This window comes from Streptomyces atriruber (genome assembly GCF_001418325.1).
GTDB classification, from domain to species: Bacteria; Actinomycetota; Actinomycetes; order Streptomycetales; family Streptomycetaceae; genus Streptomyces; species Streptomyces atriruber.
In genome coordinates this window covers 1-13,480 of sequence record NZ_LIPN01000313.1, presented here as the reverse complement: position 1 = coordinate 13,480, position 13,480 = coordinate 1, and the positions used below count along the sequence as shown (strand labels likewise).

Genomic DNA, 13,480 nt, shown 5'->3' with positions numbered 1-13,480 from the left:
CCCGGCGCCTGAGGCCCCCACCCTGACACCGTCGGCCGACGACGAGCCCCAAGAACCGCACTCCCCAGCCGAAGAAGAGGAACAGCCCTCTCCCCGCGTACTGCCGCACCCCGACCGAGTACCCGCACCTCTCCCCGCTGGACCGGCTGCGGACGGTGCCCCACAGCCGCGCCGGGGCCTCCTGCCGTGGCTCCGCCGCAGGCGACACCGCACCTGACCAACTGTCGCTCAAGGCGCGGGCGTTGACCGTCCACGGCCGCAGCGGGCGAGCTCGCCGGTCCCGGCGCGGACCGGGGAACACAGCCGCCCCGCCCCGTCGGGTCAGAACTGGGTGTCCAGCCATTCCCGGAACGTGGGACCGGCGAGTTCGGCGTGTGAGCCGGGCAGGAATCCGCCGACCGCCGCGATGTCGCCGTCGGGCATGCCGGAGCCGTCGACCCCGACCACCTCGATGCCTCGGCGGGCGCCGAGAAGTTTTGCCGCCTCGGACATGATTTCCGTGCGGGGCCCGGCTATCTCGGGGATGGGTACCCCTGGACCGGGCAGCGCGGCGCCGGGGTCGGCGGCCAGGTCGACCAGCGTCTCGGCCACGGTGCGGCAGGCCACGAGCTGGGTAGGCAGGGCGGGGACGCGGGCGACGTCACCCTGCCGCCAGTCCAGGAGTTGGCCGACGAATTCGTGGAACTGCGCGGCCCGCAGGATGCGGGCGGGCAGCGGGCCGGACAGGTTGGCTTCCTCGTGCACCTGCTGGGCGGCGACGAAACCGGCGGTGGCCTTGTCCGTGCCGATGATCGACACGGCGACGATCCGGTCGACCTCCGCCCGCAGACCGGCTTCGTGCAGGTTGCCTGTGGCGGTCCGGAAGAACTTCGTGGCGGCCTCCTGGTCGGAGGCGTGCCACGACGCGACGTCGATGATGACGTCGACACCGACGAGCGCGTCGGCCAGGCCCTCACCCGTGATCACGTCCACGCCGGTGGTGCGGGACATGGGCACCACCTGATGCCCCCGTTCCGTGAGGACGTCCACGACGTGGCGTCCCAGCCGTCCGGTTGCTCCTGCTACGGCGAACTTGCTGGTGCTCATGTTCTCTGCCCTTCTCGGTTGCGGCGGACGACGCGTGGTGTCCTGATGCACACGAGACGTCGGTGCCTCGAATCCCGTAACAGTCGCGGCCGTGTGACGTGGGCCATGCATCGTGGGTGTTACGCGACATCGCCGTCAGGCGTCCAGTGCACGGACCACGGCCGGGCACGGCGGGGAAGTGAGAAGGCGGGAGTCGGATATGAGCGAGTACGGCGGACGGATCACGGACACACGCGAGCAGTGTGGCGGTCCGCTGGATCGCGTTGCTCGAGCGGAGGCGCAGGGCGGCGCCACCGAGGTGTTCCTGGCCCACCGGGACCTGCTGTTCACCGTCGCCTACGAGATCCTCGGTTCGGCCGCCGACGCCGAAGACGTCCTGCAGGAGACCTGGTTGCGGTGGGCTGCCGTCGATCAGACGAAGGTACGCAAGAAGCGCGCGTACCTGGTGCAGATCTCGGCCCGGCAGGCACTGGACCGGGTACGCGCGCTCGGTCGGCGCAAGGAGTCCTACGTAGGATCATGGCTGCCCGAGCCGCTGCTGACCGCGCCCGACGTGGCGGAGGACGTCGCCCTGGCCGACAGCGTCTCCATGGCGATGCTGCTGGTACTGGAGACGCTCGCGCCGGTCGAGCGGGCGGTGTTCGTGCTCCGCGAGGTGTTCGACCTGGCGTACGACGAGATCGCCGACGCAGTCGACAGGAGCCCGGCCGCGGTTCGCCAACTCGCCTACCGGGCCCGGGCACACGTCGCCGCGCGCCGACCGCGCGGCACCGCCTCCCCGGCCCAGACCCGGGCTGCGCTCCACGCCTTCCAGCAAGCCGTCGAAACCGGTGAACTGCAGGGTCTGCTCGACATCCTCGCACCCGACGTCGTCGCCCTCAGCGACGGCGGCGGAGTCCGACACGCCCTGCTACGGCCCATCGTGGGCGCGGACAACGTCGCCCGCCTGTTGGCCGCCGGGTGGTGGAGACGTGCGGGCGCACGGACCCTCGAACCGGTACAGATAAACGGCGGCCCGGCCCTCCTCGTCCGGATCGACGGCGAGGTCGACGGCGTCCTGGCCGTGCACATGGAGAACGGCTACGTCACCGGCGCGTACCACGTCCGCAATCCCGGCAAGCTGTTGCACGTGGAACACGAGATCGCCATCAGCCTCTGATCCAGGCCGTGGGGACGCGGTCCAGGAACCCGTGAACGGCGCGGATCCGGCCGTCGTCGGCCAGGGTGATGACTCAAGCCTGCCGCCCGGCCGCACGGTGGTCGATGACCGCTCAGGTCATGGAGATCTGCGTGCGTGAGCCGCCGCTGGAGGCGTCGACGACCGAACCGGGGGGCTAGTGGCTTTGGCCGCCGGGGGCGTACCCCTGCAGGAAAGCGGGCGCGAGCAGGCGCTGTCGCTCCAGCAGTTGAGGAAGCTCGCGGGCGAGGTCCGGATGGGACTTGGCCCAGTCCGGAGCGTGCGCCACGAACTCACGGCTGTTGAAGACGCTGTAGCGGTTGATGTCCGAGGCGCTGAGCCGCGACGCGTCGTGGGGGTCACGGGAGATGATCACGGCGAGCCTGCTGCCCAGCGGCAGCGTCAGACGGCGGAAGTTGTGGAACCCGGTCCCGACGCCATGGTCGAAGAAGCCGGTCGGCACGCCCTCCGGCGGGGTGCCCACCACGCCGGAGAAGCAGACCGGGTTGTCGCCGACCAGGAGCCCGCCTCCACGGGGGCGGTAGCAGGACCAGTGCATGTCGCTGGACAGCAGAGTGGAGACGAGGTGATTCCACTGGTCCTTGTAGTACGCGTTGTCGTCATGGCGCAGCTGCCACGGATCGATCACGTACATGGAGATGAACCCCATCATGCTCGTCTGGAACTGTTCTTCGTCCTCGTCCTCGTCCTCGACCCCGATCGCCCTGCCCGTCACGTGCATCAGGAAGCGGCTGCGCTGCCACTGGAGGGCCAGGAACCAGGCCAGGGCACTGCGGGCGTGGGCGGGTACCGCGCGCTCCCGGCCCTGCACCAGTTCCCTGACGACGGTGGCGGCCTCGCCCTCGATCTTTCCCATGGCCGCCTCCATCGAGACGTGGTCGGGTTCGTGCCCCGGGCGGTAGATCGAGTGACCGAAGTTGCGGTGGCCGAGGTCGCGGACGGCCGAGCCGAATCGCCGCTCGCTCATCACCTGGTGGACGATCAGTTTCCCCTTGGGTCCGGCGAAATGGTGCAGCAGGAACTGGGGGATGAAGTGGTGCTTTTTGGCGTGCTGGGGCATGGGGCGACTGTAGCCAGGCCGGTGCCGGACGTGCCGCCGCCCCGGGAAGCCCGAGACGCAAGGTGCGTGGGAGTCGTGAAGAAATCGCGTACGAATCTTCGCATTCGGTCACAGGAGCGGAAAACTCGGAGCGCTCACTCGGCGCTTCGAACAAGTCGGGCGCCGACCCGCGCGATGGGAGACCGATCAACGATGTTCACTCTGGCACGGAGCAAGGCAGGCAGCAGAGTGCGGACCGCCGCACTCGCGCTCTCGGCCGTCGCGGCCCTCACCCTCGGTACGACCGCCATGACTGCCACCACCGACGCGGCAGCGGCCCCCGCCCCGGCCCCGGCGCCCAAGAAGCAGGGGCCGACCTCGGTGGCGTACGTCGAGGTGAACAACAACAGCATGCTGAACGTCGGCAAGTACAGCCTCGCCAACGGCGGCGGGAACGCCTTCGACGTCGCCGTGATCTTCGCGGCGAACATCAACTACGACACGAGCAAGAAGGCGGCCTACCTGCACTTCAACGAGAACGTGCAGCGTGTCCTCGACAACGCCGCCACGGAGATACGGCCGCTGCAGGAGAAGGGCATCAAGGTCGTCCTCTCGGTGCTCGGCAACCACCAGGGCGCCGGATTCGCCAACTTCCCGTCCCAGGGGGCGGCTTCGACGTTCGCGAAACAGCTGTCGGACACCGTGAGCAAGTACCGCCTCGACGGCATCGACTTCGACGACGAGTACGCCGAGTACGGCAACAACGGCACCGGCCAGCCCAACGCGAGCTCGTTCGTGCACCTGGTGACGGCGTTGCGCGCGAACATGCCCGACAAGATCATCAGCCTCTACAACATCGGACCGGCCGCGTCGCGCCTGTCCTACGGCGGCGTCGACATCTCGTCCAAGTTCAACTACGCCTGGAACCCGTACTACGGCACCTGGCAGGTTCCCGGCATCTCCCTGCCCAAGTCGAAGCTGTCGCCGGCGGCCGTCGAGATCGGCGGGACCTCGCAGAGCACGGTCGCCAGCCTTGCCCGCCGCACCGTGAGCGAGGGGTACGGCGTCTATCTGACGTACAACCTCGACGGCAACGATCGCAGCGCGGACGTCTCCGCGTTCACGAGGGAGCTGTACGGCAGTGCTGCCGTCTACACGCGATAGGGCGTGCCACATCCCGTAGAGCGGTGAAACCGTGTACCGGCCGCGCCTCCGACAACGATGTCGGAGGCGCGGTCCTCTGCGCGGTCGGACGACGCACCCGGGGCGCGGTCACCCCACGAGGTCGGGGGAGCGGAGCATTTGCGGCGGGATGTTCCAGGCGTCGACGAGGTCTTCCGCGATCGGCCGGACCCTACGGCACAGGTCGTTCACCTCGCGGTGGATCGCCTTGGAACGCTGGACCGTCAGTCGGCCGTGCTCCATGAACCAGGCACGGTCCGCCTCGATGGTGGAGAGGGCGAACAGGTCACACAGCAGGGCCAGCGCGGCCTTGTTCTCCCCTTCGCCGCCGCCGCTCCCGTCGGGCGGCAGCTGCCGCACCTTGTCGACGAACGCTTCGAGCACCAGTCGCTCGACGTGTGCGTGGGCCACCGCGATGACGTGGTCCTGGACCTGCGAGAAGACGACCCCGGGATGCTTCTCCTGGTCCATCCCGCGCTTGAGCCGACGCGCCAGGCCGGCGAGCATGTGCTCCTCACGGAAGCGGAGCATGGCGAGTTGGTACTCCGAGTCGAAGAGGCCCGCTTCCTGGTCCCACTCGTCGCCACCGGGCAACAGGTCGCGTACCCGTTCGAGCAGCTTGTGGACGGAGGTCTTCTCGATGACCGTGTCGACGGCGAGACCCGTCACGTACCGGACCATGCCGAGCTGGTCCATGTTCTCGAACTCGCTCGCGTAATGCGTCAGCAGCCCCTTCGCCACCATCTGCAGCAGCACGTGGTTGTCGCCCTCGAACGTCGAGAAGACGTCGCTGTCGGCCTTCAGGGCGGCGAACCGGTTGACGGCGAGATACCCGGCGCCTCCGCACGCCTCGCGGCACTCCTGGATCGTGCGCGTGGCGTGCCAGGTGCCGAGGGCCTTGGTGCCCGCGGCCCGTGCCTCCAGTTCGCGCCGGGCGCGCTCGTCGTCGTCGATGCCGGAGAACACGTCGTGCAGCTGCGTGCGCACGACGTCCTGGGCGAAGTGCAGCGCGTACGTGCGTGCGATGAGCGGGAGCAGGCGGCGCTGATGCATGCCGTAGTCGAGGAGCACCTGCTCCTCGCCGTCCGAGGCGGCCTCGAACTGACGGCGGCGGTTGCCGTACTTGGTGGCGATCGTCAGAGCGACCTTGCTCGCGTTGATGGCGCCGCCCGCGACGCTGACCCGGCCCTGGACCAGCGTGCCGAGCATGGTGAAGAAGCGGCGGTCGGGGTTGTCGATCGGGCTCTGGTAGACGCCCTCCGGGGTCACGTCGGCGAACCGGTTGAGCAGCGCCTCGCGGGGCACGCGCACGCCGTCGAACCGGATCCGGCCGTTGTCGACGCCGTTGAGCCCCATCTTGCGGCCGTCGTCCTCGATGCGGACGCCGGGGGCCACCGCACCGTCCACGCGGACCGGGACGACGAAGGCGTGCACGCCCTTGCGTTCCCCGCCCACCTCCAGCTGGGCGAAGACGACCGCCAGCTCGGCGTGGCGGGCCGCGTTGCCGATGTAGTCCTTGCACGCCGCGTCGCCTTCGGTGGTGATGACGAACTGCCCGCTGTCGGCGTCGTACCGGGCCACCGTGCCGAGAGCCTGGACGTTGGAGCCGTGCCCGGTCTCGGTCATCGCGAAGCAGCCCATCAGCTCCCCGGTGATCAGACGCGGCAGGTACGCCTCGTGGTGGCGCTCCGTGCCGAGCTGCAGGATCGCGCCGCCGAAGAGCCCGAACTGCACGCCGACCTTCACCAGCACCGAGAGATCGCCGAAGGCGAGCGTCTCGAACGCGGCGATCGACGCGCCGACGTCACCGCCCCCGCCGTACTTCTTCGGGAAGCCCATGCCGGTCTGCCCCGTCGCCGCCATCTCGACGACGACCTCGCGCACGCGCTCCCGGAACTCGTCGAAGCCGAGCCGTTCCGCTTCGTCCAGCACGCCCGCGTACGTCGCCAGATTGGCCCGCACCAGAGTGCGGACCTCGGAGTACTCGCCGTCCAGCAGCTCCGCGAGAGCTCGGATGTCGACGGCGGGCGGCACGTAGCCCCCTGGGGAAACGGCGCTTTCGGTGACCATGAGGCCCTGGTACCCGACCGTGCGGTGATCAAATCGGTTGGTTGATCCATCCGGGGCGGCTGCTGGGAGGAGCGTCGGACGACCACTCTCCACGGGCCGCGTCGGGTCCGCTGAGTACAGTGATCGAATCGCCGTAGCCACACCTCTGGAGAACCCGTGACATCGCACCAGCCCCTCGACCACGCCGCGCGCCGCGCCGCCACGACGACAGGCCGGTGCAGGGGCAGGGGCGCTGCGGTGGGTGCCGTGGTCCTGCCGACGGCGGCGCTGCTGGCCCTGCAGCTCGGCCTCGGCGCCGTGGCACAAGCCCAGACCCAGCCCCGGACTCTCGTCGGAGCGGCGCCACACGTGGCGAGCCCGATCGTCGCCCCCGACCGGGCGACGATCACGGAAGGTCAGGTCAAGGAGGTGGCGCCGGGTGGTGAGATCACGTATCCGAGCGTCACCAGCTGCCTCACGGTGACCGTGCGCCTGAGGGACGGCGGCCTTGTCGGGGCGCACGCCAGCCTGTTCCAAGTACCGGGTGAACTACGCTCGGACCGGATCCTGGCCGCGCTCAAGGACCGTGTCGGCGACCGTCCCGTGACCGCGGTCGAGGTCAGAGGGGCGGTGGGGGCCTGGCACCCCAGCTACTTCGTGAAGGCGATCGAGAGCTACGGCGACGGCGAGCAGCCGCCGGTCCCGACCGGCCAGGACCTGGACGGGATCGCCGAGGCGGTGGCGCAGGGACTCGGCCGACCCCGCAGCACGGTCACGGTCGAGGACGTGCCCGACGGCGACCAGACCGTCACCTGACACTGCGGGTGGGTTGCCCGGCGCCGATCGAAAGTCAGCCCCCCGGAGCCGGTCACGTTGCTTTCGCGTCCTCACCGGCCAGGAAGGGACGCAGCAGCGCCAGCAGGGCACGGGGGCGGTGCAGGGGGACGATGTGGCCGCAGTCTTCGATGACGTGTCCGGTGAGATCGTCGGTGACCGGGCGGAGTTGGCGTTCCAGTGCCCTGCCGACGGGCCGGGCGCCCAGCGCCATCGTCGGCACCGTCAGGCGGGCGGTGGCGACCGCCTGCTCGATCTGAGCCGCACTCTCGGGCAGCGCCCGGTAGTACGAGAACGCGCGGCTCAGCGCCTCGCGTCCGGTGTATGCGCGGACGAAGGCGTCCCGGAGGGCGGGGCGCACCCCGTCGCCGAGCGTGCCGGTGCGCAGGAACCAGTCGACGTACGCGGCCTCGTGCCCCTCCACCACGGTCTCGGCGAGGCCGCCCGCGGCGGAATGGAAGCCGAACCACCACGGCGGCCCGTCGGCGAGGAAGTCCTCGGCGCCGGGCAGCCCGCCCAGCAGGGACTCCATGACGACCAGGCGCCGGACCAGACCGGGGCGGCGCAGGGCGAGGAGGAAGGCCGGAGCGGTGCCCGCGTCGATGCCGACCACCGCGGCCGAGGTGACGCCGAGCGCGGTGAGAAGCGCCGCGGCGTCCTCGGCGAGGGTTCCGGCGTCGTACCCGGCGGCGGCCGGGCTGCTCGCGCCGAACCCGCGCAGGTCCGGCGCGATGACGCGGTAGTGGCCGGACAGGTCGGCTATGACGTCCGTCCACAGCTCCCAGGTGTGCGGGAAACCGTGCAGCAGCAGGACGGCCGGACCCGATCCGGCGAGGGCGACGTTCAATTCGACACCGTTGACGGGGACGCGCCGCAGTGCGGGCATGGAGAGGCTCCACATGTGGTGAGGAAAGGTGACCACATCACGCTAGGGAACTACCCTGGCTCCTCCAAGACGGCACTTTCCCTTCAGGTGGTGAGCCCTGAGTGACCACGTCGAGCCCCGGTGAGCGGGGGGACTTGCTGGATCCGCTCTGCCCGACCCGCCAGTTGCTCGACCGCATCGGCACCAAGTGGACGTCGATGACGGTCAAAGTGCTGGCCGAGGAGGCGCCGGACGAGCTCCGGTTCGCGGAACTGCGGCGTCGTATCCCCGGCATCTCACAGAAGATGCTGTCCGTCACCCTGCAGAGCCTCGCCCGAGACGGCCTGGTCGCGCGCCGAGTGGAACCCACCGTGCCCCCCGCCGTCCACTACCGGCTCACCGAGCTCGGCCTGTCCCTCGAAGAACCGCTCTCCGCCCTGCGGGTCTGGGCCGAGACACACATGCGCGAGATCGACCGCAGCAACCAGCTGGCCGACGAGTGACGCCCGGGCCAGGGCCTGTCCGGCTGGAAGAGGAGGCCTTCTGGATCCTGACAGGTCCGTGGACCCTGGCATCGGCTCGGGGATGACGCGTGCCATCAGTTCGTCTCCGATCACGAGGAACTGCCCCGCGAGAAGAATGAGGAGCGCCCATGGTGCATGACGTCATCGTTGTCGGAGCCGGCATGTTCGGTTCGGCGGCGGCGAAGTACCTCGGCCGCGCCGGTGCCGACACCCTGATCGTCGGCCCCGCCGAGCCCCAGCGCCTCGATGCGGCGGTCGGTCTGCCGGACTTCGGCGCTCACTACGACGAGTCGAGGATCGCCCGGTGTCTGGGCTGGGACCGGTTCTGGGGCACAGTGGACACGCGGTCGACAGCACGGTACCGGGACATCGAGGCCGAGTCGGGCATCGGCTTCTTCACCGAATGCGGGTCCCTCGCGCTGGTCTCCGCCGCACAGGGTGACCGTACCGAGGCGATGCTGCGGGCCGCCGGGGACGACGGCGTCGTCGTGGAACGCATGCCCGCCGCAGAGCTTCGCCGGGAGTTCCCCGCGCTTCGAGCGCCGTCACTGACCGGCGGCGTCGAAGGACTCCTGGAACGCAAGGACGCCGGCCGTCTCGACCCTCGCCGACTGGTCCGAGCCCAGCTGGAGCTGGCGCTGTCGTCAGGGGCCCGACTGGTCCGGGGCACGGTGACTTCCGTGCACCGACAGGAGCGGACGGGCCACTGGAGGGTACGGGTGCAGGACGACAACGGCGGCTTTCACGCCGAGGCCGAGACCGTGCTTCTTGCCACCGGCTCCCTGATCAACCACAGCGACGCCCTGCCCGCACGGCACGCGGTCGACCTCCAGGTCTTCACCGAACCCAACCTGCTGTTCGAGGTCGCCGACGACCACCTCGACGGGCTGCGCCACCTTCCCACCGTCGTGATCATCGACCCGGACGACACCGGCAACGGCAACCTGTCGGCCTACCTCATCCCTCCCCTCCGCTACCCCGACGGCAGGTGGTACGCGCGCGTCGGCCCGGCGATGCAGCCGGTCGTCCGCGAACTGCGCACCGCGGAGGAGGTCCACTCCTGGTACGCCCAACAGCGCATCACCAAGGAGCAGTCGGCCTTCCTCAACCGCATGGCGCACCTACTGCTGCCCGGCCTCGCACCGGTCTCCGTACGCGAGGCGTGCTGCGTCGTCGACAAGACCCGCACCAGATACCCCTACATCGGGCACCTGGACGCCGACCGGACCCTGTCGGTCGTCGTCGGCGGCAACGGGCACGGCGCCCGTGGCTCCGACGAGATCGGGCGGCTCGCGGCGAGCGTCGTACTGGACGAACCCTGGGATTTCCCCGTTCCCCGGGCGACGTTGGCCCCCGTACCGGCGGGACTCGACGACACGTGCCGTGCCGGATATCTGCAGCCGCCCTTCGGGCTCTGCTGACGGCGTCGCTCGTTCTGTGGGGCATGGCGCTGCGTGCGGCGGCCGGACGGCCAAGCGGCCCGGCTGCCCGGAGGCTCACTGCGGCTGTCGGGCGGCTTCCCGTACGTGGTGGCGGAGCCAGCGCGACGCGGGATCGTCGTCGACGCGATGGTGCCAGCGCAGTTCGATGTCGGCGGCAGGGAGTTCCAGGGGCACCTTGTGCCACCGGAGCGGGACCTGCCGTTGGACGAGGTGTTCTGCCACGACCTGGGGGCCGAGGCAGACGAAGTCTCCCTCCAGGGCCATCAGGGCCGCCACGGCGAACGAGGGGACGACCGCGACCACGCGGCGGGAGCGGCCCAGGCGTTGGAGTGCGTCGTCCAGGGGGCCGTGCGCGAGGCCCCGGCGGGAGGCGGAGATGTGCGGACGCGCGCACAGGTCGTCCACCGTGATCCGTGTGGCCCTGCCCAGGTCGGAGTCGGCCGCCACGACGGCGACGAAGTGGTCGGAGAACAGTGTCCGGGTGCGCACGTCCGGCGGAGGTGGGTCGGCGACGCCGATGTCGAGGTCCAGGGAGCCGTCGCGCAGCTGATCGGGTTCCTTGGAGTCCTGGGGTACGAACCGCAGGCGGACGTCGGGTGCCTCGGCGGCGATCCGGTGGGTGAGGCGGGGTGCGAGGACGGGGCTCAGCCCGTCGTTGACGCGGATGGCGAAGGTGCGCCGCCACGCGCGCGGGTCGCTCCCGGCAGGGTCCATCCGGAGTTCGGCCGCCGCGTCCAGCAGCGCTTTGACCTTGGCGGCCGATTGCAGGGCGAACGGCGTCGGCACGAGGCCACGGCCCGCGCGCACCAGGATCTGGTCGTTCATCGCCCGTCGCAGGCGGCCCAGGGCTCTGCTGGTGGCAGGGATGGACAGATGCAGGCGTGCCGCGGCCGCGGACACGCTGCCGGTGTCCATCAACGCGTCGAACACGCGCAGCAGGTTCAGGTCCAACTGCTCGGACACAGGCGTCCCTTCGTTTGCGTCTGACGCAAACCACAAGTGCGAAGTATGCATTAGACAGCAAATAAGAGGCGTTCGACAATCGTCTCCTCACCCCTGAGGAGATGGTGAAATGACGGACAACAACACGCGGTTAGGGGAGCGGACTTCTTCTCCCGACGCCGACGCCGATGTCGACGCCGATGTCGCCGTCGTCGGCTGTGGGCCCGTCGGGCTGACGCTCGCGGCCCTCCTGGGCAGGGCCGGACACTCGGTCGTCGTGCTCGAACGGCACCCCAATCTCTACGGCCTCCCGCGCGCCGCCAGCCTCGACGGCGAGACCATGCGCACGCTCCAAGGGCTCGGCCTGGTCGACGAGTTGGCGCCCGATATGCGGGCGCAGGACGCGTACGAGTGGCGCAACGGGACCGGTGACCTCCTCATCCGGCAGGAGTTCCGGGACGTCGGCGCCAGTGGTTGGGCCGACCTCTATCTGTTCCATCAGCCGTCCCTGGAGAGGGCGCTGCACTCACTGTGCGCGTCACTCCCGAACGTCGACATCCGCCTGGGCGCGGAGGTCACCGGCCTGGCCCAGGACCGCGACCGGGTCACACTGGAGCTGGCGGACGGCGCCTCCCTCGGGGCGCGCTACGCCGTCGGCTGCGACGGCGGCAACAGCTTCGTACGGGGTGCGCTCGGCATCGACCAGGACGACCTCGGCTTCTCCGAGCCCTGGCTGGTCTACGACTTCGCGCTCCGGCGTCCCGCGGCCGAACTGGGACTGCCGTCGATGCTCCAGATCGGTGACCCCGGGGGGCCGACCACCATCATCACCACCGCTGCCGGACATCAGCGGTTCTGCTATCTGCTCGATGAGGACGACGACTTCGAGCGGGCTCGTGCGGCGGACCGCGTATGGTCCCGGGTGGGCCGTTACCTCTCCCGCGACGACGCCGACATCGTCCGCACCGCCACCTACACCTTCCGGTCGCTGGTCGCGAGGCGGTGGCGAGTGGGCCGGGTGCTGCTCGCGGGGGACGCCGCGCACCAGATGCCGCCCTTCCTGGGGCAAGGGCTGTGCTCAGGCATACGGGACGTACGCAACATCGCCTTCAAGGCGGATCTCGTCCTGAGGGGAGTACAGGGTCCCGAAGTGCTCGACACGTATCAGAGCGAGCGGGAGCCGCATGTGCGGGGCGTGACGGCCACGAGCATGCAACTGGGGCGCCAGCACACCTTGCGGGACCCAGTACTCGCCCGGGAACGCGACGTCACACTGATGGCCCGCCGGGCCGCGCTCCAGGAGCCGGAACGGATTCGGCTGCCCGACCTCGGCCCGGGCCTGCTCGCCTTCGGCGGGGGACGGTTGTCGGTCCAAGGACGGGTGAGTGACGGTCGGCGGACCGGGCTGCTCGACGAGGTCATCGGCGGGGGCTTCCGGCTGCTGGTCGTCGAGCAGGCTCTGCTCCAGTTGGGTCCGGCCTTGCTCGCCTCGCTCGGCGAACTGGGCGTCACCGTCGTGGGCCTCGGCGCCTCCGCCGCCGGAGCCGTTCTCGCCGACCTGGACGGCACCCACCGGCGGTGGCTGTCCGACATCGGTGCCACCGCCGCCGCCGTACGTCCCGACAACTACGTCTACGCGGCCGGACCGGACGCGGGCGCGGTGGCCGACCGGCTGCTGACGGCCCTCGTCCCCGACCGGCGCGCATGAGGCCCCCGTTGTACGCCGGGGAGACGGACAGCACCTCAACTCAAGGAGTCGTACGCCGCATGGGAGACCTCTGTGGGAAGACCGCACTGGTCACCGGCAGCAGCCGGGGCATCGGGCGGGGCATCGCCGAGCGGCTGGCCCGGGACGGGGCACTGGTCGCCGTGCACTGCGGCAGCAACGAGGCGGCGGCCGAGGAGACCGTCGCGGCCATCGCCGCGTCCGGCGGCCGCGCGTTCGTCGTGAGCGCCGAACTCGGTGTTCCCGACGACGTGGACACGCTCGTGGGCGGACTGGAAACCGGACTCGGCCTGCACGGGGAGTCGATGGTGGACATCCTGGTGCACAACGCGGGGCTCAACCTCATGGGGCGGCCCATCGAGGTGCTCACCCCCGACGAGTTCGACCGGATGGTCGCGGTCAACGTCAAGGCGCCGCTCTTCCTCACCCAGCGGCTGCTGCCGAGGCTGCGCGACGGTGGGCGGATCATCAACATCTCGTCCGTCTCCACCCGCGTCGCCTCCGCCCACGGCATCGGCTACCCGCTCACCAAGGGCGCGCTCGAAGTGTTCAGCCACACCCTGGCCAAACACCTCGGCCCCCGCGGCATCACC

General features: G+C 70.1%; 12 protein-coding genes. 7 read left to right on the top strand and 5 right to left on the bottom strand.

The genetic code is table 11. The annotated features are described in order from the left end of the window. Window positions 1-321: 321 nt before the first annotated feature. A complete protein-coding gene (locus tag AOK03_RS29015) occupies window positions 322-1,086 on the bottom strand; it encodes an SDR family oxidoreductase (protein ID WP_055568326.1) in 765 nt (254 codons plus the stop codon). 199 nt (window positions 1,087-1,285) lie between these two features. On the opposite strand from AOK03_RS29015, the gene AOK03_RS29010 reads away from it, so the two are divergent. Next, entirely contained in the window at window positions 1,286-2,245 is a 960-nt protein-coding gene (locus AOK03_RS29010) for an RNA polymerase sigma-70 factor (RefSeq protein WP_063792596.1), read from the top strand. A 175-nt stretch (window positions 2,246-2,420) separates the two neighbouring features. Here AOK03_RS29010 and AOK03_RS29005 read toward each other — a convergent pair whose 3' ends face one another. After that, window positions 2,421-3,344: a DUF4238 domain-containing protein gene (locus tag AOK03_RS29005; RefSeq protein ID WP_055568325.1), complete on the bottom strand. Its 924-nt coding sequence runs from the start codon at window positions 3,342-3,344 to the stop codon at window positions 2,421-2,423. A gap of 192 nt (window positions 3,345-3,536) precedes the next feature. Here AOK03_RS29005 and AOK03_RS29000 point away from each other — a divergent pair, with 192 nt between their 5' ends. Further along, the gene (locus AOK03_RS29000) at window positions 3,537-4,487 is read left to right on the top strand and encodes an endo-beta-N-acetylglucosaminidase H (RefSeq protein ID WP_055568324.1); all 951 of its coding nucleotides are present in this window, start codon (window positions 3,537-3,539) and stop codon (window positions 4,485-4,487) included. A gap of 108 nt (window positions 4,488-4,595) precedes the next feature. Here AOK03_RS29000 and AOK03_RS28995 read toward each other — a convergent pair whose 3' ends face one another. Further along, window positions 4,596-6,575, bottom strand: coding sequence for an acyl-CoA dehydrogenase family protein (locus tag AOK03_RS28995; RefSeq protein WP_055568323.1), 1,980 nt, complete (start codon window positions 6,573-6,575; stop codon window positions 4,596-4,598). Between the two features lie 156 nt (window positions 6,576-6,731). Here AOK03_RS28995 and AOK03_RS28990 point away from each other — a divergent pair, with 156 nt between their 5' ends. Then, window positions 6,732-7,370 carry a hypothetical protein gene (locus AOK03_RS28990; protein ID WP_244177795.1) on the top strand — a complete coding sequence of 213 codons (639 nt, stop codon included), beginning with the start codon at window positions 6,732-6,734 and terminating at the stop codon, window positions 7,368-7,370. A gap of 52 nt (window positions 7,371-7,422) precedes the next feature. Here AOK03_RS28990 and AOK03_RS28985 read toward each other — a convergent pair whose 3' ends face one another. After that, the gene (locus AOK03_RS28985; protein WP_107098133.1) at window positions 7,423-8,274 is read right to left on the bottom strand and encodes an alpha/beta fold hydrolase; all 852 of its coding nucleotides are present in this window, start codon (window positions 8,272-8,274) and stop codon (window positions 7,423-7,425) included. Window positions 8,275-8,375: 101 nt separating this feature from the next. Between AOK03_RS28985 and AOK03_RS28980 the strand changes: the two genes are divergently transcribed. Both AOK03_RS28980 and AOK03_RS28975 read left to right on the top strand, forming a co-directional pair. Continuing rightward, the gene (locus tag AOK03_RS28980) at window positions 8,376-8,756 is read left to right on the top strand and encodes a winged helix-turn-helix transcriptional regulator (RefSeq protein ID WP_055568321.1); all 381 of its coding nucleotides are present in this window, start codon (window positions 8,376-8,378) and stop codon (window positions 8,754-8,756) included. A gap of 149 nt (window positions 8,757-8,905) precedes the next feature. Further along, the gene (locus AOK03_RS28975; protein WP_055568320.1) at window positions 8,906-10,198 is read left to right on the top strand and encodes an NAD(P)/FAD-dependent oxidoreductase; all 1,293 of its coding nucleotides are present in this window, start codon (window positions 8,906-8,908) and stop codon (window positions 10,196-10,198) included. Between the two features lie 75 nt (window positions 10,199-10,273). Here AOK03_RS28975 and AOK03_RS28970 read toward each other — a convergent pair whose 3' ends face one another. Beyond that, window positions 10,274-11,182, bottom strand: coding sequence for a LysR family transcriptional regulator (locus tag AOK03_RS28970; RefSeq protein ID WP_055568319.1), 909 nt, complete (start codon window positions 11,180-11,182; stop codon window positions 10,274-10,276). Between the two features lie 109 nt (window positions 11,183-11,291). Here AOK03_RS28970 and AOK03_RS28965 point away from each other — a divergent pair, with 109 nt between their 5' ends. Both AOK03_RS28965 and AOK03_RS28960 read left to right on the top strand, forming a co-directional pair. Then, the gene (locus tag AOK03_RS28965) at window positions 11,292-12,869 is read left to right on the top strand and encodes a bifunctional 3-(3-hydroxy-phenyl)propionate/3-hydroxycinnamic acid hydroxylase (RefSeq protein ID WP_055568318.1); all 1,578 of its coding nucleotides are present in this window, start codon (window positions 11,292-11,294) and stop codon (window positions 12,867-12,869) included. A 59-nt stretch (window positions 12,870-12,928) separates the two neighbouring features. After that, on the top strand, window positions 12,929-13,480 hold a 552-nt coding region (locus AOK03_RS28960; protein WP_055568317.1), incomplete at its 3' end, for an SDR family NAD(P)-dependent oxidoreductase.